This window comes from Microbacterium sp. ZW T5_56, assembly GCF_044987425.1.
Lineage (GTDB): Bacteria > Actinomycetota > Actinomycetes > Actinomycetales > Microbacteriaceae > Microbacterium.
On sequence record NZ_JBJDRI010000001.1, the window covers coordinates 1 to 23,996 of the forward strand.

The 23,996-nt window shown below is 67.1% G+C and carries 20 protein-coding genes; 7 read left to right on the plus strand and 13 right to left on the minus strand.

Translation table 11 applies throughout. From position 1 onward, the window contains the following. Positions 1–3,326, minus strand: a 3,326-nt coding sequence (locus ACI3KU_RS00005) for an SdrD B-like domain-containing protein (protein WP_404920230.1), incomplete at its 3' end; no start/stop codon positions are given. 466 nt (positions 3,327–3,792) lie between these two features. On the opposite strand from ACI3KU_RS00005, the gene ACI3KU_RS00010 reads away from it, so the two are divergent. Continuing rightward, a complete protein-coding gene (locus ACI3KU_RS00010; RefSeq protein WP_404920231.1) occupies positions 3,793–4,671 on the plus strand; it encodes an alkaline phosphatase family protein in 879 nt (292 codons plus the stop codon). On the opposite strand, the gene ACI3KU_RS00015 is transcribed toward ACI3KU_RS00010, so the two are convergent. From ACI3KU_RS00015 to ACI3KU_RS00025, 3 genes are all read right to left on the minus strand, one after another. Further along, positions 4,653–5,225: a hypothetical protein gene (locus ACI3KU_RS00015; protein ID WP_404920232.1), complete on the minus strand. Its 573-nt coding sequence runs from the start codon at positions 5,223–5,225 to the stop codon at positions 4,653–4,655. The genes ACI3KU_RS00010 and ACI3KU_RS00015 overlap by 19 nt on opposite strands. Before the next feature lie 175 nt (positions 5,226–5,400). Then, on the minus strand, positions 5,401–6,510 hold the full coding sequence (locus ACI3KU_RS00020) for a fatty acid desaturase family protein (RefSeq protein ID WP_404920485.1): 1,110 nt from the start codon (positions 6,508–6,510) through the stop codon (positions 5,401–5,403). A 178-nt stretch (positions 6,511–6,688) separates the two neighbouring features. Then, entirely contained in the window at positions 6,689–6,892 is a 204-nt protein-coding gene (locus tag ACI3KU_RS00025) for a cold-shock protein (RefSeq protein ID WP_404920233.1), read from the minus strand. Positions 6,893–7,021: 129 nt separating this feature from the next. Here ACI3KU_RS00025 and ACI3KU_RS00030 point away from each other — a divergent pair, with 129 nt between their 5' ends. Further along, on the plus strand, positions 7,022–7,294 hold the full coding sequence (locus tag ACI3KU_RS00030; protein WP_404920234.1) for a hypothetical protein: 273 nt from the start codon (positions 7,022–7,024) through the stop codon (positions 7,292–7,294). 210 nt (positions 7,295–7,504) lie between these two features. Here the strand turns inward: ACI3KU_RS00030 and ACI3KU_RS00035 are convergent, their stop codons facing one another. After that, positions 7,505–8,356 (minus strand): helix-turn-helix transcriptional regulator, encoded by an 852-nt coding sequence (locus ACI3KU_RS00035; RefSeq protein WP_404920235.1) that lies wholly within the window; start codon positions 8,354–8,356, stop codon positions 7,505–7,507. A gap of 102 nt (positions 8,357–8,458) precedes the next feature. Between ACI3KU_RS00035 and ACI3KU_RS00040 the strand changes: the two genes are divergently transcribed. Then, the gene (locus tag ACI3KU_RS00040; protein WP_404920236.1) at positions 8,459–9,385 is read left to right on the plus strand and encodes an SDR family oxidoreductase; all 927 of its coding nucleotides are present in this window, start codon (positions 8,459–8,461) and stop codon (positions 9,383–9,385) included. 1 nt (position 9,386) lies between these two features. Here the strand turns inward: ACI3KU_RS00040 and ACI3KU_RS00045 are convergent, their stop codons facing one another. The 3 genes from ACI3KU_RS00045 to pdhA are packed head-to-tail and all read right to left on the minus strand — an operon-like array spanning position 9,387 to position 12,784. Next, positions 9,387–10,697, minus strand: coding sequence for a dihydrolipoamide acetyltransferase family protein (locus ACI3KU_RS00045; RefSeq protein ID WP_404920237.1), 1,311 nt, complete (start codon positions 10,695–10,697; stop codon positions 9,387–9,389). A gap of 18 nt (positions 10,698–10,715) precedes the next feature. Then, positions 10,716–11,708 carry an alpha-ketoacid dehydrogenase subunit beta gene (locus ACI3KU_RS00050; RefSeq protein WP_404920238.1) on the minus strand — a complete coding sequence of 331 codons (993 nt, stop codon included), beginning with the start codon at positions 11,706–11,708 and terminating at the stop codon, positions 10,716–10,718. Then, a complete protein-coding gene (gene pdhA / locus ACI3KU_RS00055; RefSeq protein ID WP_404920239.1) occupies positions 11,705–12,784 on the minus strand; it encodes a pyruvate dehydrogenase (acetyl-transferring) E1 component subunit alpha in 1,080 nt (359 codons plus the stop codon). The genes ACI3KU_RS00050 and pdhA overlap by 4 nt, the downstream gene beginning before the upstream one ends. Positions 12,785–12,882: 98 nt before the next feature. On the opposite strand from pdhA, the gene ACI3KU_RS00060 reads away from it, so the two are divergent. Then, a complete protein-coding gene (locus tag ACI3KU_RS00060) occupies positions 12,883–13,458 on the plus strand; it encodes a TetR/AcrR family transcriptional regulator (protein ID WP_404920240.1) in 576 nt (191 codons plus the stop codon). Positions 13,459–13,949: 491 nt separating this feature from the next. Here the strand turns inward: ACI3KU_RS00060 and ACI3KU_RS00065 are convergent, their stop codons facing one another. Further along, positions 13,950–15,344 (minus strand): IS1380 family transposase, encoded by a 1,395-nt coding sequence (locus ACI3KU_RS00065; protein ID WP_404920241.1) that lies wholly within the window; start codon positions 15,342–15,344, stop codon positions 13,950–13,952. Positions 15,345–15,919: 575 nt separating this feature from the next. Here ACI3KU_RS00065 and ACI3KU_RS00070 point away from each other — a divergent pair. Beyond that, complete coding sequence (locus tag ACI3KU_RS00070) at positions 15,920–16,486, plus strand: hypothetical protein (RefSeq protein WP_404920242.1); 567 nt, start codon at positions 15,920–15,922, stop codon at positions 16,484–16,486. A 104-nt stretch (positions 16,487–16,590) separates the two neighbouring features. Here ACI3KU_RS00070 and ACI3KU_RS00075 read toward each other — a convergent pair whose 3' ends face one another. Together ACI3KU_RS00075 and ACI3KU_RS00080 are read right to left on the minus strand one after the other, a co-directional pair. Next, the gene (locus tag ACI3KU_RS00075) at positions 16,591–17,073 is read right to left on the minus strand and encodes a hypothetical protein (RefSeq protein ID WP_404920243.1); all 483 of its coding nucleotides are present in this window, start codon (positions 17,071–17,073) and stop codon (positions 16,591–16,593) included. A 69-nt stretch (positions 17,074–17,142) separates the two neighbouring features. Then, on the minus strand, positions 17,143–17,580 hold the full coding sequence (locus tag ACI3KU_RS00080) for a hypothetical protein (protein ID WP_404920244.1): 438 nt from the start codon (positions 17,578–17,580) through the stop codon (positions 17,143–17,145). Positions 17,581–17,716: 136 nt separating this feature from the next. On the opposite strand from ACI3KU_RS00080, the gene ACI3KU_RS00085 reads away from it, so the two are divergent. Then, on the plus strand, positions 17,717–18,616 hold the full coding sequence (locus ACI3KU_RS00085) for an NAD(P)H-binding protein (protein WP_404920245.1): 900 nt from the start codon (positions 17,717–17,719) through the stop codon (positions 18,614–18,616). Between the two features lie 700 nt (positions 18,617–19,316). On the opposite strand, the gene ACI3KU_RS00090 is transcribed toward ACI3KU_RS00085, so the two are convergent. Both ACI3KU_RS00090 and ACI3KU_RS00095 read right to left on the minus strand, forming a co-directional pair. After that, complete coding sequence (locus tag ACI3KU_RS00090) at positions 19,317–20,321, minus strand: hypothetical protein (protein WP_404920246.1); 1,005 nt, start codon at positions 20,319–20,321, stop codon at positions 19,317–19,319. Continuing rightward, positions 20,318–20,653, minus strand: coding sequence for a hypothetical protein (locus ACI3KU_RS00095; RefSeq protein ID WP_404920247.1), 336 nt, complete (start codon positions 20,651–20,653; stop codon positions 20,318–20,320). Before ACI3KU_RS00095 ends, ACI3KU_RS00090 begins: the two co-directional genes overlap by 4 nt. Before the next feature lie 618 nt (positions 20,654–21,271). On the opposite strand from ACI3KU_RS00095, the gene ACI3KU_RS00100 reads away from it, so the two are divergent. Then, a complete protein-coding gene (locus ACI3KU_RS00100) occupies positions 21,272–23,986 on the plus strand; it encodes an alpha/beta hydrolase-fold protein (protein ID WP_404920248.1) in 2,715 nt (904 codons plus the stop codon). The last annotated feature ends 10 nt before the right edge of the window (positions 23,987–23,996 follow it).

The following is a 23,996-nucleotide window of genomic DNA, read 5'->3' on the forward strand; positions in this document are numbered from 1 at the left end:
ACCAGCACCGGCGGTGCGTAACCCGCATCGATGGTGGGGTCATCAGCCTTGCCCGGAGCGGTCGAGTTGCCACCCTTTGTCGGAGCGGTGAACGCGTACTCGCCATCCGCACCCGGGTTCGAGTCCGAACCACGATCCGAACCCGCACCCGGCTTGGTCAGCGGGTACTCCTTCCCACCCACCGTGACGGTGGTCGGGAAGCCGATCGTGTAGTCCGCACCCGGCGTCAGATCCGGGAACGCGTAGTACCCGTTCTCATCCGTCGTGGTACGAGCAACCTCGACACCAGCAGCGTCATACAGAACCACGGTCGCACCAGCAACCGGCTTCTCACCAGCATCCTGGACACCATCACGGTCCGCGTCAAGCCAGAGGTAGTCACCCACAGACACCAGCACCGGCGGGACATAACCCGCATCGATAGTGGGGTCATCAGCCTTGCCCGGAGCAGTCGAGTTGCCACCCTTCGCCGGCGACGTGAACGAATACTTGCCATCCGCACCCGGGTTCGAGTCCACACCACGATCCGACCCAGCACCCGGCTTCGTCAGCGGGTACTCCTTGCCACCCACGGTGACCGTGGTCGGGAAGCCGATCGTGTAATCCGTCGACGGGGACAGGTTCGGGAACACGTAGTACCCGTTCTCATCCGTCGTCGTACGAGCAACCTCAACACCAGCAGCGTCATACAGAACCACCTCGGCACCAGCAACCGGCTTCTCACCAGCATCCTGGACACCATCACGATCCGCATCGATCCACAGGTAGTCACCCACCGAAACCAGCACCGGCGTCGCGTAACCCGCATCAATCGTGGGGTCATCGACCTCACCCGGCAGGATCGAGTTGTTGCCGTCAGCCGGAGCGTTGATGGTCACACTCCCCGTCTTCGGGTCAGCGTCCGAGTCCTTCCCGTCATCGCTTCCCTGGTTGGGGCGCGTCAGCGGAACCTGCTTCCCATCCACGGTGACCGTCGTCGGGAACACGATCGTGTACTCGGCGTTGGCCTCCAGGTCACCGAAGGCGTAGAAGCCATTGGCGTCCGTGGTGGTCCGAGCAACCTCGACACCGTTTGCGTCATAGAGGATCACCTCGGCACCGGCAACCGGCTTCTCGCCAGCATCCTGGATACCGTCGGCGTCAGCGTCGAGCCACACGTAGTCGCCCACCGACACCAGCTTCGGCACGAAACCGAAGTCGATCGAGTGGTCGTTCACGCCAGCCTTCGGCGAAGTGATCGCAGAGACGACCACGCCGCCATCGTTGAGCACACCGTTGCTGTCGATGTCACGGTTGAATCCCGCGGTGGCATCGGTCGGCGTGTAGCCGACCAGCGGGCCGCCCGCGGTGAAGTCACTGGCGCGGTCCAGACGGACCTCGTACTTCGTGTCGGGAAGCAGACCATCTGCGGTGTCGAAGTAGTACTCGCCGTTCTTGTCGGTCTCCGTCGTCGCGACGACGTTGCCGTCGGCGTCGTACAGGCTGACCTGCACGCCGGCGATGCCACGCTCGTTCGGACCCTGGATGCCGTCCTGGTCCAGGTCGGACCAGATACGGTTACCGATCTGCTGCGTCTGCTCCAGCACCAGCGCCTCGAGATCCGCCAGGCCCATGCCCTTGTAGAACGCGCTGGTCAGGAAGGTGTTCCCGACAGCGTTGCCGGTCTCGACGTCATACGCACGCAGACCGTTGGTGTTGATGGCACCGGTTGCGTCCATCGTGTTGCTGACGACCGTGTCCGTGCCCGGGACATGCGCGATTCCGGAGTAGGCCGCCTGCGCGTGGAACGCACCGGTGTCCTGGAAGTCATGCACCGGGTTCGCGAAGTCGAGCGACGTTGCGTCCGCGGGCAGCGCGACGAGGTCACCCGTTGCCACGATGTTTCCGTAGGACGGCGTGTCGGCATCCTTCTGCCCCACGTACATGCCGAGACCGTACTGGTCGCCGCTGCGGTCGCGGAAGCTCAGAACCATCTGGCCGTTCTCGAGGAACTCGATGTCACCGAACATCGGCTGCGGCACCACGAACTGCGGCCACCAGCCGACAGCGGGACCGTTCAGACCGCCGTTGACGCAGGCCTGCGGGACGTCGTCAGTCCAGACACGCCAGGCAACAGGGTTGCACTCAGCGGCCATGGAACCGCCGAAGGGGCCGTTCTGTCCGGCGCGGGGCACAGTCAGCGCGACCTCACCCTGGCGGGTGCTCACCGGCGACGTGCTGAGCGTGCCGTCTGCTGCGCGCTCGTACTCGATGAGGTAGGTCTTCATGTCGCTGCCGCAGATCGCGCCGACGAACAGGCTGGAGTCCTTCTGCCCGAGACCCATGGGAGCCCAGTCACTGTCGCAGCTCTGCGGAGCGGCGATCTTCAACGTCTGGATCGGTGCCGGGTTCACATCGGCCTGCACCGGGTAAACCACGAGCTCTTCAGTGTTGAGGTTCACTGTGGTCAGGAACTTGTTGTCCGGGGTGATGTCGACATCACCGAGGGCCTCACGACCGACGGCCTCGCGGAACGCGAAGTCGTGGTGCACGAAGCCTGCGGCCGGGTCGAGCGGGCCGAGGTCGTGCTCGGTGTCACCGGCGTCCGCCACCGTGGCGTAGACCTCCCACGCGCCCGTCACGGAGTTGACGCGATAGACCGCACCCGATCCACCGGGGCCGTAGAGCGAGCCGCGCTTGGCATAGGCGCCCGCGTAGATGTCGAGGCTTCGGCTGTCGATGCCGATTCCGTAGACCGCACCGATCGTGCCGGTCGTGGTGATGTCGGTCGGGCTGCCGGTCATGTCATACCGGGTGCTGTAGACCTCGGTGCCGTTGTTCTGGGACGGCCAGATGTCGTTGCCCATCACGGAGGAGTAGAGGCGGGCGCCATCAGGTCCCAGCGTGGTGTAGTCGACGTAGCCGACCGTCAGGGTCGCGTCCTTGGCACCACGCACGTCCACGAACGACACGGCGGGGGCGAACTGCGGGTCGGCGTGACCGTCCGCGATCTGCGCCTCGCTGTACTTGCCGGCGTCCGGGTTGGTGACCTCGACGCGGTAGCGACCGCCGGCCAGCGTGTTTGCGGCGGCGGCGAGAGTTGCCACACCATCCGCGTCGGTGTCGACGACGATTTCGTCGCCGGCGATGTCGAAGAAATGAACCTTGACACCTTCGAGCCCGACGTCGAGAGCGTCGTGCTCCTTGTTGACATTGTTGTCTCGCACCACCGTGACGGAGATGGTGCCGTCACCGGTCGCTGCGACAGCGGCTGGGCTCACTCCCCCCACGGTCAGCAAGGTTGCAGCCAGAGCACCGACCGCACCTCCTGCGATGAGCCTCTTCACAGATCACTCCTGTTCGATTGCGCGTCGCCGCGCACGCAGAGTGCACCGCGCCTGTCGGGGATCCCGGGCGCGCGGGCAGCTGATCCTGGGGTAGGCCAGCTTCTTGAATGTATCGGCTAGACGAAGGCTCGGAAAGGGTCGCGGAAGAGCTCCTGACCGGCCTGTTGCAGTGAGAGCCCCGGCCACGGAGAGCGTTTTCACATCCGTGCTGCGTGGGAGACCCCTGAGATGTCGCTGGAAGGCACCGATGTGGCGACGATGAGATCCTGACCGGTCACGAGCGCTCAGAACCGCCTCGTTTCAGGTAACGATCCGCAACGTTCATTGAAATGACCCCAACGTTGGGGTCAGCGCCGCCAACAAGCGGCCCGCGCCTCGGGACGAGCGCTCGGCACCCTGATCCGTCTCTCCGCCCTAGGGTGGACCGGGGCGGCGATCGGACGCCGCCGGGCAGTGAGGAGTACGGATGTCGCGGCATGTCCTGGTCATCGGCATCGACGGCGTTCGCGCAGACGTGCTGAGGAAGGCTCACGTGCCCCATATCACGGCGATCGGCGAGGCCGGGTTCTGGGAGGACGTTCGCGTGGACGAGCGCAACCCCACGATCTCGGCTCCGGTCTGGGCCAGTGTCGCCTCCGGCGTGCATCGCGACCGCCATGGCATCGACGACAACGACCTCCACAATCATCACCTCGATCAGTACCCGGACTTCCTCTCTCGTGTTCGCGCCCACGATGCCGCCGCGACGACGTTCGCCGCGGCCGCCTGGGCACCCCTCGTCACCGGCGCCGCCGGAGGACCCGTGTTCGCCCCCGGCGGGTTTCGACCCGACCTGCCGACCGGTGTCGAAGACGGCACCGACGATGCGGCCCTGGCCGCGATCGCCGTGATGGATGAGGTCGTCACCTCACGGACCGCGCGCGAGCTGCTCTCGCGCGACCACGCCGCGGTATTCGCCTATCTCCTGCTGCCCGACATGGCGGCTCATGCGGAAGGAATCACCGACCGCTATCGGGCAGCGATCGAGCGCGCCGACGAACAGGTGGGGGTGCTGCTGGCCGCCATCGCCGCCCGACCCCGTCGCTCGGCGGAGGAGTGGACGGTCGTCGTGCTGACCGATCACGGCCACCGTGACGGCGGTCATCATGGTGGCGACAGCGATGCCGAGCGCACCGGCTGGATCGCGGCGTCGGGTCCGGGGATCGACGCTGGTGTCGTCATCGGCGCATCCCAGGCCGATGTGGGCGTCCATGCCCTCCACGTACTGGGCGTCGCGGTGCCACCGGGCCTCGACGGGCGGCCGTGGTCCGCGACGAGCACCCCGCCTCAGACGAGCAGCGCGTAGCCCAGCGCCAGTGCCCCACCGAGCGCTGCGCCGGCGACGAGCTGCCCAGCAGTGTGCGCGCGGAGGCGATACCGCGCCCACATCACAAGAAGCGGGACGGCGATCGCGATCAGGCCGATGGGCCCGAAGAGAGCGACCTGCAGGCCGGCGAAGAAGGCCGCGATCGTCGCGTGGATCGAGATCTTCCAGCGCAGGGTGATCACCGTCACGATCATCAGCGCGGCTACGGCGACGACAGAGAGCCAGACCAGGCTGCTGGGTGCACGCAGAAGCGCGACCGCGACGGCACCCGCCATCACCACGACGAGGGTTGCGAGCAGGATGGGCATCCGCTGCCGACGGTCAGCGACAAAGCGACCATCGACCCGGCCCGCGCGCGCCAGCCAGATGGTAGCGGCATAGGGGGCCACGGCCATCGCGAGAACCGAGATGAGAGTCGGGAGGACAGCACCCGTTGGCAGCCCCACCTGAAGCAGGCCGACCAGCAGAAGAGGTGACGGGCCTCCGATCTCGGAGACGACCGTCGCTATCCGATCACGTGTCGAAGCCCTCACGCCAGCTATCTTCCCGCGTCACAGCGGGAGTGATGAGCGGGTGTTCATCACGGCACGAATCGAGGAGAATTCGCCGAGCCCGTCACAGAAGTCGGGCTCCCGTCCTCGTTTCGCGACAAGCTCCTCGTTTCACGACGAGGAGCTTCGCGTCGTGTTTCGCGACGTGGGTCGCCCGTCAGACGCGGCGGTACTGCTGCACCATCGGGCAGTCGAACGGATCCCGTGCGGCGAGACCCACCGTGTTCAAGTAGTCGATCACGATGGCGTACGAGCGCCACAGCGAGGTCTCGACGTACGGAACGTTGTGCTTCGCGCAGTACTCGCGCACGATCTCGCGCGTGGCGGCGAGCTGCGGGCGAGCCATGCTCGGGAACAGGTGGTGCTCGATCTGGTAGTTGAGGCCACCCATGAGGATCGTGGCCCACCATCCACCGCGAATGTTGCGAGAGGTGCGCACCTGCTTCGAGAAGAAGTCGAGCTTCGCGTCGGGAGCGATCACCGGCATGCCCTTGTGATTCGGGGCGAAGGAGGCCCCCATGTAAACACCGAACACCGCGAGCATCACACCGAGGAAGGCGAAGGCCATCCCGACCGGAAGCAGCAGGAAGACGGGGATCAGCACGAGTGCGAATCGCGCCACGATCATGCCGAGCTCTGACCAGCGATCCGTGACCGGACCGCGAGAAAGCAGGTGACGCAGGCTCTGGTAGTGCAGGTTCAGACCTTCCAGCGTCAGCAGCGGGAAGAACAGCCACCCCTGGCGCATCGTGATCCAGCGGCGCAGGCCCCGTGCCTCTGCGGCGTCGTCCGCGAGGAACGAGATGGTGTCGACCTCGATGTCCGGGTCCTTGCTCACACGGTTGGGGTTGGCGTGGTGACGGCTGTGCTTGCTGTTCCACCAGGAGAAGCTCATGCCGACGACGGCAGCCAGCACGCTGGCCAGTCGGTCGTTCGCGGGTCCGGTGGTGAGGATCTGCCGGTGCCCAGCCTCATGGGCGAGGAAGGCGACCTGCGTGAAGAGGATACCCAGCGCAGCAGCGATCAGCAGCTGGAACCAGCTGTCACCCAGCAGGATGAAGCCGGTGATCGCCCCGCCGAAGCCGACGGCGATGGCCAGAGCTGTGAGTGCGTAGAACCAGCGGCTGCGACGCAGCAGGCCGGTCTCACGCACCACCTGCGCCAGCTCGGTATAGGCGCGCGCGATGGGTGGGAAATCCTCGCTGCGCGCGTAGGTCTGACGGACGGGACCGAGAGTGCTGACGGAGTCGGCGGTGATGGAAGAGATAAGAAACGTCGATTCTCTGGGCAGCCCCGCTTGCGCGACTGAGGCGGAAACGAACGGCGTGTGCCGACGCTTCCCCCTCACGCTACGGGGCGATGCATGCCGCCGACTGAATACGTCCTCCGAATATGACGCGGGGAGGGTGCGAATATTCGCACCCTCCCCGCGTTTACTTCAAGATTCAGAGAACCTGGATGTTCGCTGCCTGCATGCCCTTGGGGCCGCGCTCGGCGTCGAATTCCACCTTCTGGTTCTCCTCGAGGCTACGGTAGCCGTTGCCGGAGATCGCGCTGAAGTGCGCGAAGAGGTCGGCCGAGCCATCATCGGGAGCGATGAAGCCGAAGCCCTTGTCGGAGTTGAACCATTTGACGGTGCCAGTGGCCATAACGTCATTCCTTCTGTGCTTGGGACCGCGTGTGCGCTCCCCGTAACCGCGACGGAACCGTCGCGGGGCTGTGCGGGCGAGCCGCGCGTGGGCGCTCGCCGATGGGGTGGATGCCACGAACGCGAGAGCGTGAGCGGTATCGAGGATGTCGCGCGCCTCGTCAAGCGTGGCGGTGTGCGCGAGCGGCACGGCGTGAGCGTCGTGCGTGACGAATCGTCCGGCGACTTCGGCGACGAAGCCGGCGAACTCACCGTGCAGCGTCGCGACGTGAACGTCGTGGTCGGCCTGTCGCCACACCAGGTGGGTGGACGGAGGCGGAGGGAGTATTACAGGGAAAGAGATGAAAAACAGCCAATCAAAATGAAGGGGCGCGCACCGACCTTGGTGCCGCGTGGCGGATGATCCGGAGATCATCTGTCCGTAGGTGACAAGCCGGAAGCCGGTCCGAAGGATTTCGGGGGAGAAACGCGGCTTCAGTTGCCTGAACAGCCAACTTTAGCACACGTCTGGACGTTCTGACAATGCGCGGGCATGTCCTGCTCCCCACCGGGCTGATCGTGTTCTTCGTCGCGTTGCGCCGAGCGGTGAAGCGTGAGGCCCCGACAGCGGTGCCTACGCGACCGTGAGCGAGGTGCGCGGCGCGAGCGTGCTGAGCAGCCGCAGCTTCTCCTGGCTCTCCGAGCCCGGTGCCGCAGTGTAGACCAGCAGAGCATGGGACTGCTCCGGATCGAGCAGCGTCTGACAGCTCAGCTCGAGCGCCCCCAACTCGGGATGGCGGAATCGTTTGACGGCGCGTGGCTGCAGCCCCACCTCCTGGCGCTCCCAGATGGCCCGGAACTCCTCACTCGTCTCGCGGAGGGCGCGGGCGTACTGCGCGGCTCGAGAGTCGGCACCGCGGCGCGCGATCGCCCCGCGCAGACCCGAGACCCAGAGCCGCGACAGGAACTCGTGCTCGCTCGGGTCATACAGGCTCCGGCTTCGTGGATCGCTGAACCAGCGGTAGCCGATGCTGCGCTCCGACCCGCGGAGCAGGGTGGCGTCGCCGGTGAGCGCAACGCCGAGCGGAGTCTGCCGCAGCGTCTCCCCCAGTTCGGTCACGACCTCGGCGGGCGTGTCGGTCAACCGGTCCAGGATCCGCAGCATGCCCGGACTGACGTGCTCGCTGTCGCTGCCCCGTGCGGGCGGCTCATGGCCCGCCAGTCGGAACAGGTGGTCGCGCTCGTCGACGCTGAGGTGCAGGCCCAGGGCGATGGCCGCGAGCATCTGCTCGGATGGGATCGGCCCGTCGCCCCGTTCCAGTCGCGCGTAGTAGTCAGGCGACATGTGGCTCAGCCCCGCGACCTCCTCGCGACGCAGTCCCTCGGTGCGACGGCGCGATCCCCGCGCCAGTCCCACGTCCTCCGGCTGCAGCGCAGCGCGCCGCGTGCGCAGGAACTCGGCCAGGGCCGTTCGGTCCACCGCCATGGGATCTCCCCTCGATCAGGATGATCCTTGCATTCCGGGGGTCGCGTATCCACGACCTGAGAAGTCCTGGATAGCGGAGCGGGGTCGGCGCAGGCTGAGGGCATGAACACGAACATCGACCTGTCGGACCTCACGCACCAACGCGCGGTGATCACCGGTGCCAGCGACGGGATCGGTCTGCGCATCGCCACGCAGCTCGCCCAGGCGGGCACCGACATCGTGCTGCCCGTCCGAAACCCCGCAAAGGGCGAAGCGGCGCTCGAGACCATCCGCGACGCGGTCCCGGACGCACGTGTGCGCATCGAGCGTCTCGATCTGTCCGACCTGTCGTCGGTCGCCGCCTTCGGCGCGGTGATGCAGGAACGCGGCGAGCCGATCCACCTCCTCATCAACAACGCGGGAGTCATGACGCCGCCGGAGCGCCAGAGCACGGCGGACGGATTCGAGCTGCAGCTGGGCACGAATCACCTGGGTCACGTGGCGCTGGTGGCCCACCTGTTCCCCCTGCTTCGCGAGGGACAGGCGCGCGTCACCTCACAGGTCAGCGTCGCGGCAAGTCGCGGCCCGATCACCTGGGATGACCTGAACAGCGCGCGCTCGTACAACGGCATGCGGGCGTACCGGCAGTCGAAGATCGCGTTGGGATTGTTCGGCCTGGAGCTGAACCGTCGCAGCGTTCGAGCCGGCTGGGGCATCACCAGCAACCTGTCTCACCCCGGCGTCGCCCCCACGAGCCTGCTGTCGGCGCGACCCGAACTCGGGCGCACGACAGACACGCTGGAGGTCCGCGTCATCCGCTGGGCCGCGGCACGCGGACTGGTCGTGGGAACGCCGGAAACAGCGGCCCTTCCTGCCCTGCTGGCCGCCACCTCTGGCAGCGGCGGCCTCCTCTACGGTCCCCGCGGCCTCGGACACGTGGGGGGCATGCCCGCGGAGCAGGCCCTCTATCGGCCGCTGCGCAGCACCGCCGATGCCGAGCGCATGTGGGACGCGTCGGAGCATCTCATCGGCATACCCCTCCCCCGCTGACTCAGGCGAGCACGGCGAGGGGGCGCCGCAGCACGTCGATGAGGGTGGAGAGGAACGCGGCCGCCAGCGCGCCGTCGATGATGCGGTGGTCGGCCGTCAGCGTCAGCCGCATCGTGCGACGGCTGATCACGGTGCCGTCCTCATTCAGAGCGAGGTCGTCGCGCGCCGCGCCGACGGCGAGGATCGCCCCCTGCGGCGGGTTGATGATCGCGTCGAACTGATCGATGCCATACATCCCGAGGTTGCTGATCGTGAACGTGCCGTCGGTCATGTCGCTCGTGGTGAGTCGACGCTCCGAGGCCTTCGCGACGAGAGCGGCGGATGTCGCCGCGATGCTGGAGACGGCGAGCCGATCAGCGTCACGAATGACGGGAACCACCAGGCCCGCCGGGGAGGCGACGGCGATGCCGATGTGCACGCGACCGTGCACCAGCGTGGCGCCGCGGCCCGCACTCGCGTAGGACGCGTTCACGCCGGGATGCGCACGCAGCGCGAGCGCGGTGGCGCGCACGAGCAGGTCGTTCACACTCACGCGCGGCGCATCCGTCGTTCGCTGGGCGTTGAGGTCGGCGCGCAGGGTCAGCAGCTCGGTCACGTCGGCTGTAGCGGTCACCGTGAAGGTGGGCGTGGTGGTGGCGCTGGCAGTGAGACGCGCGGCGATCTGTTCGCGGATCGCGTCGAACGGGACGGATTCCGGCTCGCGGGCGTCCGACGTGGGGGTGGCGGGCGGCGCGGGCGGAGCCGCAGGGACCGCGGGGATGTCGTCGAGGTCGGCGCGCACGATCCGGCCACCCGGGCCGGAGCCGGCGACGACGTCGAGGTCGATGCCGCGTTCACGTGCGAGCCGCCGGACGAGGGGGGTCGCAGCGCGGCGCGCGGGGCTGGAGTCGTCTCCCGGGGGTTCGGGTGTCAGGTGCGTGTCGTCTGCCGTCGCACCCGCGAGAGAGCTGGATGTGGCCGACGACGGGCTCGCCGCGCCGGGACTCGTTCCCGTCGGCTGAGGGGGAACGGGGCTTGCGTGGTCGGCCGCCCGTACGGCTTCCCCGCTCGACGCGGCGCCCGGCCCATCGCCGCTCCCGTCGTCGAGCCGGGCGATGGGCGTGCCGATCGGGACGTTCTCCCCCACCGGCACCAGGATCTCCGCGAGCACGCCGGCGTCGTACGCCTCCTGCGCCATGAGAGCCTTGTCGGTCTCGATCTCGACGAGCAGGTTGCCGGGTGCGACCGTGTCGCCGGGCTGCTTCAGCCAGGCCGCGATCGCCCCCTCCGTCATGGTGTCGGACAGGCGGGGCATCAGGATGTCGATCATCATTGCTGTTCCTTCGACTCTTCAGCGGCGCCGAGCGACGGCGTCGAGGGTTTCGCGGATCGCGGTCTTCGCGTCTTCCAGCGACGGGAGCGCGGCGAGCTCCAGGGACTTCGCGTAGGGCATCGGCACCTCGGCCATGGCCACGCGGCGGACGGGAGCGTCGAGCCAGTCGAACGCGCCGTCGGAGATGGTGGCGGCGATCTCGGCGCCGATCCCGTACGTGAGCCAGTCATCCTCCAAGACCACGGCGCAGGAGGTGCGGCGGACCGAGTCGATAATGGTCTCGCGGTCCAGGGGTCGGAGGCTTCGCAGGTCCACCACCTCCACCTCGATCCCCTCGGCGGCGAGTTCCTCGGCTGCCTGCAGGGCGACGACGGCCATGCGGGAGTAAGCGATCACGGTGATGTCCGCACCCGCTCGCGTGACGGCGGCGCGACCGATCTCGGCCGGCTCGATGTCGTCGGGCACCTCGCCGGTGGTGTTGTAGAGCGCGAGGTTCTCCAGCACCAGCACCGGGTCATCGTCGCGGATGGCGGCGAGCATGAGCGCCTTCGCGTCAGCGGGCGTGGCGGGCGCGACGACCTTCATTCCAGGCACGAACGCGTAGTACAGCTCGATGTTCTGCGAGTGCGTGGCACCGAGCTGCTGCCCACCGCCGCCGGGTGTGCGGATCACGAGGGGGACGCTCACCTGACCGCCGAACATGCCGTAGATCTTCGCGGCGTGGTTGACGATCTGATCCAGCGCGAGCAGCGAGAAGTTGATCGTCATGATCTCCACCACGGGGCGCAGTCCGAGCATCGCGGCACCGATCGCGGCGCCGGTGAACCCCTCCTCCGCGATGGGGGTGTCGCGCACGCGCTTCGGACCGAACTCGTCGAGCATGCCCGCCGTGATCTTGTACGACCCCTCGAATCGACCGATCTCCTCGCCGATGAGGAAGACGTTCTCGTCTCGCAGCATCTCGGTGCGCAGCGCGTCGTGCAGGGCCTGGCGGTAGCTGATGACGCTCATGCGTTCACCGCCTCGGCCTCGCGAGCTGCGGGTCTCGGGGCTGCGGGATACAGGGCGTGACCCGGGAGGCGACGAGAGTCGTTCGGCACCGGCGTCGCGTAGGTGTAGTCGAAGAGAGACGCGACGTCCGGGTGCGGGCTGGCCTCGGCGAAGTCGGCCGCCGCGGTGGCTGCCGCGAGGGCTGCGGCGTCGATCTCCGCCACGAGGTCGTCGGTGAGGACGCCGGCATCCCGCAGGTGCAGCGCGAACGCGGCGATGGGATCGGCATCGCGCACGGCGGCGATCTCGTCCTGCGACCTGTAGCGGGCGGGGTCGACCACGGAGTGTCCTTTCAGGCGGCCGGATCGGGTCTCGAGCAGGTAGGGCTTGCCCGCGCGGGCACTGTCGAGCGCGATGCGAGCGGCGTCGCGGACGGCGATCGGATCGTTGCCGTCGACGCAGGCGGAAGCCATGCGGTACGAGGTCGCGCGCCGGTGCAGCTCGGGTTCGGCGGAGGACATCTCCACCGTGGTGCCCATGCCCAGGCCGTTGTTCACCACCACGTAGACCACGGGCAGGTTCCACAGCGCCGCGATGTTGAGCGACTCGTGGAAGGCGCCGATGTTGGTGGTCCCGTCGCCCATCAGGCACACCACGGCTTCGCTGCCGCCGCGGTAGTCGATGGCGAGGGCGGCACCGGTGGCGAGCGGGATCTGGCCGCCCACGATGCCGTAGCCGCCCATGAACCGGGCTGAGGCATCGAGCATGTGCATGGATCCGCCCCACCCCTTCGACACCCCGTCGCTGCGGCCGTAGAGCTCGGCCATGAGTCGCTCGGGTGCGATGCCTTGCGCCAGGGCGTAGCCATGCTCGCGGTAGTTGGTGAAGACGTAGTCGTCGGTGCGCAGAGCGCTCATGAGGCCGACGACCGTAGCCTCCTCGCCGAGGTTGAGGTGGCAGTAGCCGCCCACCCGAGCCTCGGTATAGGCGCGGGCGGCGCGCTCCTCGAAGCGCCGAATACCCACCATCTGGCGGTACAGCGCGAGCAGCTCCGGTGCCTGCGCCGGTTTGGTGGCTCGCCTCTTGGTCGGGGGCATGGGATCTCCTTCTCGCCCGGCATCGGTTCGGGGTGCGAACACGATAAATGATACGTCTGTCGTTTCATTATAGAATGGAGCTCGGCGAAGGGAGACCGATGATGACCGACGGCGCGGTGCCCGCCCGCAAACGCGGCCGCCCCACCGAGGCGGAGCGCGTGCAGCGCCGCGACGAGATCCTCGACGCCGCGGTGAAGCTGTTCATCGCCAACGGTTTCGGCGGGGTCACCTTCGACGACATCCGCGAAGAGGCTCACGTCACGAAGCGCACCATCTACGGACACTTCGCCACGCGCGCCGAGATCTTCCTGGCGGCCGTGGAACGTCTCCGCGAACGCGCCCTCGCCCATCCCGGCGAGGGGAGCATTCAGGAGCTCGCGACGAGGATCGTAGCGATCCTGCATTCGGATGAGGCGATCGCGTTGCACCGACTCGTGATCGCGTCGGCGCGGGAGTTCCCGGAGTTGGGCGCACAGTTCTATCGCGACGGGCCGGAGAGCTACATCGCCGCACTTCGGGGGCACGTGTCGGATCCCGAGCTCGCTGAGGCGCTGTTTTCGCTTCTGCTTGGTGAGCCGCACCGCCGCAGACTCCTCGGGCTCACGCCGACCCCGACGGCGGCGGAGGCGGAGGCACTCGCCCTCGCCGCGCTCGCGCGTCTCGGGATCAGCTGAGAGCGCTCGCGGAAGAAGCGCGACCAGCCATCCCCGACAGGAGTCATCCTGGCCCGGCATTCCGCCTCACCCCCGCTGTCGGCCGGCGCGATCGGCCCCGGCATCATCGCGAGTGGCCAGTCGCTTGCGACGCCACGGATACAGCGACAAGAACATCCCCACTGCACCACACCAGGCGAGCAGGCCAAACCATGCGGCACCGCTCACACCTCCGCCCACGCCGGCAACAAGGTATGCGGGAACAAGCGCCGGCACGAGGTTGCACGCGGCTGTGACACCCAGCAGATACCGAACACGCTGCCTACTTCGCCCCACGAGCGGCAATGCCACGCCTAGCCTCGATCTTTCAGCGGTGACCTGATTGGGGCGGTGGTGACGTCGTTGTCGTTTCTGGTGCCGATTCTGGCATGAGGGTGTGACAGAGCGCCGCGTGGCGCTGCGGGGCGGTTCTCCAGGTCCTCGGGTTGTGATGGTCGGCGGGGTCAGTGGTGTCAGCCGCTGGGTGCGGGTAGTGCGCGGAGCCGTTCGATCGCGTCGAGGATGATGGGCGACCAGCGGGATCGGTTGCTCAGGTGCAGGATGGTGCGGCGGCCGTGGCGGGCCAGGGCCGCGGGGATCGTGAAGAGCCGGTGTCGGAGCCGTTTCGGTTCCCAACGTCGCGCTTCGTGTTCGGGGTGGGCGAGCAGGCCCGTCCAGGCGGTGATCTCGGACGCGAGGGCGACGACCGCTGCCCAGATGCGGTTCTGGTTGAAGCCGTGCAACGGGAGGTTGCGGAGCCCGGTGTCTTTCGCGTTCCGGATGCGGTCTTCGCAACGCGCGCGGCGCCGGTGGCGCAACTCGAGCCGTTGCAGCTGACCCCGTTTGCCGTTGGTGGCGAACGCGGTGAGCCGGTAGCCGTCGACGTCGTCGAAGCGGAGCTGCGCGCCCGGGTGTGGGCGTTCCCGCCGCACGATGACTCGCATCCCCTCGGGCCATCCGGTCATGTCGAGCAGCCCGGTCAGCTCCGCGACCGCGGCCCTGTCGCGGACGTCGCCGTCGGCATCGAGCGCCGCCTCCCAGGCCTTGTGGTCGGTGATCAGCTTGTAGAGCTCCGGGGTATGGAACGGGAGCGTGAACCCGACCGAGTACGACAACCGCCGCTTCGTCAGCCAGGACACGAAGTCCTTCGTGCCGCCGGCGCCATCGGCGCGGATCAGGACGCTCTTGCCGGGACGCGGACTCCCGCCGGGGAGCTGCGCGAGCGCAGTGCGGGTGACGGCGATGTGATCGGCCGCGGTGTTCGACCCCGCATTCCCCGGGCGGAGGCGGATCGCGAGCATCTCCCCGGAACCGGTCGGCCCGTGGTCGGCGAACGCGAGCAGCGGATGGAACCCGAACCCGTGCTTGAACGTCGGGCTCGCGTGTTCCTTCTCCGAGTGCGCGGTCAGCAGCGTCGCGTCCAGATCGATCACCAACGGAGCGTCAGCCGTGACAGCAAGATCGGGGGCATGCGCGCCAGCCCGTGCCCACGCTGTCGCCCGCGCCTGCTGCCGGGCGGTATCGATCGCGGCGAGCACACGCTCGGCGTCCGCGGCCAACGCGGTGATCGTCCGGGACACCGTCGGATCCGACGCGACCAGCCCGTAGACGCCAGGCTCGGCACGCACGGTCGCGATATCGCTGAGCGCGTCACCGCCCAGCGCGAGCGTAACCGCGAGATCCAGGATCACCTTCGCCGGGTCATGCGTCGCCAGCGGCTTCCGCCACAGCCCGAGCGCATCCGAGAGCACCCGATCCAGGCCCGTCACGCGGATCGTCTCGGTCAACAACACCCCGCCCGCATGACCAACCGCAGACACCGCCGCAGTATCAACACGGGCGCGCAGATAGGCTCCGATATTCTTCACCTTGAAGGTGCTCCTCGAACTGAGCGAACTGGTTTCCAGACAATCCCAATTCTCCCAGATCAGGAGCACTTTTCATACCCGAGACACGACCCCGAAGCGACTCAACGATGAAACCCCGAGGCTAGCGATGGAACAACCGATCCCGCGAGTACGCCCAGGAAGGTCGACATCCAGCTTTCGCTCCAGACCTGTGGCACGGTCCGATTCGTCATCGCCGCGGATGGCACGAGATCAAACTGCACGAACGTGGTGGACCATACGAGGGAAACGAAAAGGCCCACACCGAGGCAGATGCAGAGTGTTGAGAGGAACTGCCAGCGCTCTCGTCTCGCGTTGCTGCGGGTCATCATCAACTCTTCCGCACGTCCTCGTGGTGTTTCAGCGCTGCCCCCGTCATCGGCAGCGCAACATCGAGACTGATTTGAACACGTTCACTATTCAATCCCCACCACACAGTCCGCCATCCCGGTCGTGGGTACGTTCCGAACCGTGCCGCGTTCACCCGCGCATCACGCGTGACACGCGGGCGGAGCGATCTCCTTCTCCAGCGGGCACACGCATGGCACGGTGAGGGAATGCAGCCAGACCCGCACCTTCACAACGGCGAAGAGATCCAGTGGCAGGGCAGCCCGGACGCGTCGGTGTGGACGACACGGTCGGACTCCATGTTGGTGCCATTCAGCGTGTTCACGCTGGGGTTCGCCATCTTCTGGACCGTCCTGGCCGCATCCTCAACACGCGGTCCGCGGTTCATGTGGGTGTTCGGTCTCGTCTTCATCGCATTTGCTCTCTACATGGTGATCGGACGGTTCTTCGTCAAAGCAGCGCGGAAACGCCGAACCCACTACTTCTTGACCAATAAACGCGCGATCGTCATCGATCCAGCCGGCACGCATTACGTTGGGCTGGCCACGGCCCAGATCACCAGCTCGATTCGGAGCGATGGCGCGCACCTCGACGTGACCTTCGGCATGGAACAAGGACCGGCGAGCGGCCTGCCCGGCGCCCGAGTTCTTCTCGTGTATGCAAACACCGGTTTGGACTTCTTCGCTGCGATGGGTTCGGGGCTTCCCATCGCGTTCTACGACGTCGCCGATGTGACAGGCCTCGAGGAAGCTCTCGCCGCGCGAGAATCCACGTGAACTCGGATCCCGCACTCACCCGCGGCCCTGTGGGTGCCTGGATTCACGGCTGACCCAGGCGAGATCCGCCGCACCACGGCCCCGGCAGCGCTGTTTCACAACCCCTATGCAGGGAACCTCGCTGCCCGCCGCTGGACCATGCCTCCGACGACCAGAGCAATGGCTCCCGCCCCCACCAGCAGGGGTGCGAGGAGCGCCACGGCAACCAAGATGAGCACGATCCACCCGCTCGGGGACTCATCGACCTCTTGACCCGTCACCCACAGTCGTGCGCACCAGACCGAGGCCGCGAGGGTGCCCGCAACGAACGCCGTCGCATTGGCGACGCGAATCAGCGCCGGGCTCGTCAGTTGACGACTGAGAGCGAAGGCACCGGCGGTCGCAACGATCATGATGAACAGTGCCGTCAGCGCGAACTGCCACAGAGTGCTGTCTCCATTCGTGACGCCTGCGATGACTCGTGCAGGCCACGTCGGATCTTCGAGCGGCATGACCACCAGCGAGACGACGATCACCGCGAGCGCGCCGCAGACACACCACAGCACGAGGGGTCGTGGCCTCCCCGGTGATTCGCGCCCAACCGCCATGTACGGAAGGTACCTCGCCCTCCGGGCGTCGGCAATGCGCGTCCTGTTCTCGCGCCACTCGTCACTGGGTCAGCGGATGTCGGGCGTCGCGCGCTCCGGATGGCGAGCACGCCCCCTCCACACCCATAGTTCGCGTCGCGTCAGGAGGGCTGCGGCGAAGAAGGCCACGTGCACGCCGCCCAGAAGACCGCCCATCGTGACGCTCATCTCGCCGGTCCGATGAATGACCATCCAACCCCACGGGAACCACGCACCGAAGCCGACGATGGCGACGGCGAGCACCTGCACGGGCAGAACTCGCGGGGCGCAGAGCGCCGCGAGCACCGCGAAGAAGGACGGGAAAGTACCGAAGGCGAGCATGCCGTACATCCCCAACGCCATGGTCTCGACCCCCTCCGGCCCCGAGGGCCCAGCGTCGGACAGCGATGCGTAGAGCACGCCGCCGTCGATGACGGCCAGCATCCACGCGAAGACACCGCGAAGGAACACATTCAGGTAGACGTTCATCGGCTTCTCCGTTCCGTCGTTCTCGGCTACACACCCAGGTTCCGCTCGCCACACCGTGCTCATTTGAACACGTTCAGTATGGAACGGCAACCGTCATCTGTTGCCGACGCCGGGATCAGGACCTAGACTTTCGAACATGTTCAGTTCACCCCGTATCGCGATCACCGGAGGCACCGGCTTCGTGGGCCGACATCTCGCGAATCGATACCCGACCGAACGGGTCGTCCTCGCCTCACGACGCAACGGTGGGGACGTCGCCGATGTCGACTCCCTCACACGAGTTTTCGAGGGGTGTGACGTCGTGGCCCATTTCGCGGGCATCAACCGGGAGATCGGCGCGCAGACGTTCCGACGCGTGCACGTGGAGGGAACCGCTGCGGTGATCGAGGCAGCGCAGCGTGCCGGGGTGCGGAAGGTGATTCTGCTGAGCTTCCTCCGCGCCCGACCGGGGACTCGATCCGGATACCACCAGTCGAAGTGGGAGGCCGAGGAGCTCATTCGCGCCTCGGGACTGGACTACACGATCCTCAAGGCCGGCATGATCTACGGTCGCGGTGATCACCTGGTGGATCACCTCAGCCGCACGGTTCAGACGTTGCCGCTGTTCGCGTCGGTCGGATTCCACGAGAGGCCGATCGCGCCGATCGCGGTAGAGGAGCTGGTCGATGTCGCCGTCGCCGCCATCGAGGGTCGACTCACGTGCAGCACCGTGGCGGTCCGGGGCGGCGAGACTCTCCTGCTCAGCGATGCAGTCCGACGCGTGGCCGCCACCATCGGGCGGCGGGTGAGGGTGACGCCCGCCCCGATCGCCTTCCACTACGCCCTCGCGCAGCTCGCCGAGTGGACGATGCGCGTGCCACTCCTCGCGAAGGCGCAGGTGATGATGCTCGCCGAGGGCGTGGTGGATGCTGCACCGCCCGCCGACGAGCTACCCGGCGATCTCGCCCCCGTCGGACGATTCGACACGGCCGCCATCCGCGCCGCCCTGCCCGACGCCGGACGCTTCGGGCTCGCGGATCTCCGCGCGCGAGGGTAGGGGTCCCGACGGAAGTCAGACCCTCAGTCCGCGCCCCGTCAGCGCGATGACCCCACGCGGTAGTCGCAACAAGGTCACCCCATGACCCGCGAGACTTCCGTCTGTGGGCGACAATCGCCGCGTTGCGCGGATTCTGACCCACAGACGGAAGTCTCGCGGGTTGTGTTTGTGCGCGAGGGACAGGGACAGACCGGGCCCTCGCCCTCGCGCATCTATCGTGTCCACTGGATTGCCCCGGACTCACACAGCGGCGTTCGCAGAACAACCCACTCGAGATTCGCAAGTCGAACCCGGCGTGCAACTAAGACGATGTCGCCCTGCGTCGCGTGCGCAACGATGGTGTCCGTCGCGATGTACTCCCACCGTGCCGCCTCCGTCGAATCTTGCGTTGTCGCGGAGGCAAGACAAGGCCACCCATCATTCGTGGTGCTCAGATCCCCGACGGGAACCTCATGCAGTTGCGCGGTGTGGTCCGCGTAGAGACGAATCTGCGAGCCGGCAGCAGCCACTTCCTCGCCGGCCTCCGCCCCGTACATTGCGGGAAGATCCAACCCGTCGGCCTCGTAGAATTGCCATCGCGCGGAAAGCCACCACACTCCCGCCGCGATCACGACCAGGACGACTCCCACCGCGGTCCAGACGACAGCGCGCCGTGGGAAGCGGAGCTTCACAGATCTCCTGTGTATCGGCTCATTTCCATCTACCCCATCACGCTGAAGTTCATGCTGCTGCCATCGCAGAGGAAGAACCTCGTCTGCCACCAGTTCGTATCGCCCACCATCCCCCGCCGGGGGTAAAGGACCAGAGATCCGGCGTCGGAGTCGATCTGGAGGGCACCGCGTGAGTCCAGGTGCCACTCCCCTTCGCCACTGAACTCCGTTCCTCGCTCGGTGCCACAGGAGCGACCATCTTCATCGGTGCCGAGAACGCCAAGGGGAGCTCGTGACAGAACAGCTGTGCCGTCTTGGCGAATCATCACGGAGATTCCACGATCGGAGTCCGGGGACCAGGACGACGAGGAGAGAGCAAAGGTCGCCGGGATGGACACCGTCTCGCCGAGCCGGGTCGGCAGTGCGTCTCGAGCGTTCCACATCCACACGCCCACCCCGGCTGCCGCGACAATGACGACGACGACGAAAGCCATAGCCGCTGTTCGTGGTCCGCGGTTCCGTCTCCACCACGGCGATGCAGCGATCTGGACAGCCCTGTCGCCTTCCGTCGACCGCGGCGTTCGTCGCCAGAGGTCCCGACGCGTCAGCAGGGCGGTCGAGTACACGAGCACGATGACCGCCGTCTCGATCACGACGAACGTACCGCGCGGCGCATCCCCGGGTACGAACAACATCGACCCGGCCAGCAGGGCAAAGCCGACACTCACCATGGCTATCGCGAGCACCTGCGCCAGGAGACGCCGAGGACCGCTGAGCGCGGCGAGGGCTGCGAAGGCCGCAGGGACGAAGGCGACTGCCGTCACCAGGAGCTCGGGCGTGAACGGATCGTCTGACCACGTCAGAGAGAACCGATCACCCGGCGGGAAGAACAGGAGTCTGTAGAGGACGACACCACTCCCCAACAGGCACAGCCACGCAGCGGCGAGCCGAAGGAAGACATTGAGGTGCACGTTCTTCCGCGGGTCCAGGATCGCGGGCCACGCACGACGGCGTGGCTTCTCAACGGGCGTCGAATCCGCCCCGGCCGCGTTCACGCTTGCGCCAATGCGGCGAGGATCGTGTCGAGCTCTTTGCGCGAGACGTCACGAAGGCAATTGCCGGTGCGAGGGATCGGATACACGCGCACCTCCTTCTCGGCCTCGCCCACGGTGTAACGGATCAAGGTCGTGTGTGGCGCCAGGATGACTCCACGATCGACCACGGCCGAGAGAGGCAGCTCACCCGGCAACGAGATGACGGTTGGACCCTCGGGAGCCCACCCGTCCGGAATGTACATCAGCTTGCTACCCCGTATCGCCAGCCACCCGTTGTCGCATTGCGCACCATCGCCATTCGAGATCACCTGGCACCCGATCGCGGCGGTCACGAACACGGCATCGTGATCAGCGCACCAGCTTTTCGCCCACCTGACCAGGGGAGCGCGAGCCCGAGCCATCGTCGCAAAAGTCACCAGTAGAACGAAGCCGATGATCCCGATGAGAGGCTGCCTTGCGACAAGTGATTCGACGATGCAAAGAGTCCGAAGATCGACTCAGTGATGCCACGGATCATGCGGTCGATGGTTGGGCGCACCTCCGTGATGTAGTCCAGCGCCATCGCCTGACCACCCCCAGATCGCCACCACCGAGCGCCCCCACAGCGTCCGTGAGAGCACCGTACTCCTCCGGCGCGGTTGGCAACAGCACCCGCCCGAAGTCCCCCGCTCGGCGACGACGGCACACCTCCTTCCCAACCAGGACTGCCCCGACCTGCAGCCTGCCCGACCACCTCCGGAACCCAGCACCTGAGCCCAGCACCGCGCCCGTCCGACCACCCCAGAACCACAGCCTCCACAGGCCGCGGCGCCTGCTCCCGAGCCCGGATGCGCGCGTTCCACGAGCCACGAACCCGAATCGACTCTTGACACCGGGCGCGGACGCCGCCATCCTGTGAGTGCCGAATTTACTACGTTGTAAATTCTAAGGAACGAGAGGAATCAACGTTGATGAAAACTCGCAGACATGTCGCGCCTCCGCAGCGGAGGCGACGACTCGCGGCTGCTCTCACCGTGGCGGCGGTGAGCTCGGGGGCGATACTCGTCGCCCAACCGGCGCTTGCCGACACCGGCGGTGCCACCGACCCGTGGATCTCGCAGCCCGCGGACGGTGTGCATCGCTTCACCGTGCCCAACAGCGCCGTCCTGGCCGCCGTGGGCACGGCTCCCGCCACGGTGAGAGTGGAGGGCAACTTCGGGCCCGGGCACGAGATGTCGCTGCTCAACCTGGATCGCAGCGGCAACAACTGGGTCGCCAACATCGGCCCGCTGGAGCCGGGTCAGTACTACTTCCAGTACGAGGCGACCATCGCGGGCAGTGAGACCGAAGTCGGGTTCCGCAATCCCGACATCCCGCAGACGGTCACCGCGCAGCCCACGTGGAGCACGTTCTTCGTCGAGGGCGCGTCTGCGGCGTGGCAGGCCGACGTCCCCGCCGGCGGTGAGCTGACAACGTTCACCTACGACAGCGTGGTGCAGAACGGCGAGCGCTCCGCACAGGTGTGGACACCGCCGAGCTACGACCCCGACCGCGCCGAGCCGTACCCGGTGCTGTACCTGTTGCAGGACAGCGGGCAGGCGTACACCGAGTGGACGGAGGTGGGTCGCGCGGCTCAGATCCTCGACAACCTCACCGTCGAGCAGCAGGCAGAGCCGATGATCGTCGTCATGGGTGACGGAACGTCGTCGGACGTGCGCACCGAGGTTCTCGACAGCCTGGTTCCCGCGGTTCAGGAGGAGTTCAACGCCTCCACCGATGCCGCAGACCGGGCGATCGCAGGTATCGGCCGCGGCGCCACGCAGGCGCTCAATCTGATGGTGACCGATCCGGGAACCTTCTCGAAGGTCGGCTCCTTCTCCGGAAGCCTTCTGACGAGCATCAGTGCATCCCGCGCCGCGCAGGTCAACGCGGGCACCGACCTGCTCCGCCTCTACCTCGGCAACGTCACGGACCGCTCGTACAACCAGAACGTGGCCCTCGCGACGAAGCTCGGCACCGCCGGCGTGGAGTTCGAGTCCGACGGTTCCGACCCGGCCTCCGGCGATGTCTGGGAGACCTGGCAGCGCGCCCTGCACGACTTCGCAGCGCGCGTGTTCACGTCGCCGGCCGACCACGGAATGAGCGAGGGACACCTCGCCCTGACCGAAGCGCACTCGCTGCCCGCACCCGGGACCACCCCCACGCCCTGGGTCGAGGACAACGGCGTCGTCACGTTCGAGACCGCCGAGTTCGCCACTGCGAAGAACGTGAACGTGTGGGCGAACTGGGGTCCGTCTGGCGGCTGGCTGCGCATTCCGATGGTGCGCGACGGCGACCGCTGGCGTCTCACCGTCGGCGGCCTCGAGGGCGGTTCGTACTACTACCGCCTCACCGGTGACCGCGTCGATCGCAAGGACACCGGAAACCCCACGGTGGTCAACTCCGAGCCGAACTGGAGCACCTTCTACGTGGAGGGCGACACGCTGCGCGCGCAGTTCACCCGCGATGTGGCTCCGGAGCAGCGCGGTGAGGTCACCACCATGACCTACACCAGCACGGCCAACGCGCAGAGCCGCTCCGCGTATGTGTGGACTCCGCCGGGCTACGACGCGGATCGCGCAGAACCCTACCCGGTGCTGTACCTGCAGCACGGCAGCGGCCAGACGTGGAGCGACTGGATCCAGGTGGGTCGTGCGGCCCAGATCCTGGACAACCACTACGCTCGCGGCAACATCGTGCCGATGGTCGTGGTGATGTCCAATGGCAACGGCGTCGACTTCCCCAAGGAGATCACCGACGCGATCGTTCCGGCCTCGCTCGCCGCCTACAACGTGAGCTCCGACCCGGAACAGCGCGGCCTCGCCGGACTGTCGATGGGTTCCGGGCACGCGCTCGGCACGCTGTGGGCGAAGCCCGGTCAGTTCGCCTACATCGGCGGTTTCTCGGCCTTCAGCTCGCCTCCCGCGAACGCTGATGTGGCGGCGATCAACGCCGGCACGAAGCTGTTGTCCATCTACACCGGCGACATGCAGGACTTCACGTACCAGAACACCCTCAGTCTGGTGAGCGCTATGGAGTCGCGCGGCATCGTGCACGAGTTCAACCCGCCGATTCCCGGCCCCCACAGCTGGGATGTCTGGCAGAAGGCGCTGATCGACTTCGTGCCCAAGCTGTTCAAGGCGGACACCACCTCCGGTATCCCCGTGACGGCATCCATCGCCGAGGGCGAGAACGGTGTGCTGGCGCTCACCGTGGCCGACTTCGGCGACGGTGTGGCGCTGTCGGCACCGCAGAACGCGGGCGACCGCCTGCGTCTCACCGGCGCGCTGCCCGAGGTTGCTGTGACGGATTCACGCACGGCGCAGCAGGCGGGACTCGGCGGCTGGAGCGTCGCGGCTCAGGCTCAGGCGTTCACGTCCGCCGGTCGCACGATCGACGCCGGACACCTCGGATGGACCCCGCGCGTGCTCACGCCGCGCGACGGTCTGACCGCGGGCGATCAGGTCAAGACCATCCTCGACGGCGGGCTCGGTCTCGCCGCCCCAGGTGAGCTGGCCAGCGCGAACGCCGCGGGTCGGTACGGTCAGGCCGCCCTCGCGGCCGATCTGAGTCTGGAGGTTCCGGTCGACATTCAGCCGGGCCAGTACACCAGCGTTCTGTCCGTATCCCTGTTCCCGGTCGACTGACCCGGAACCC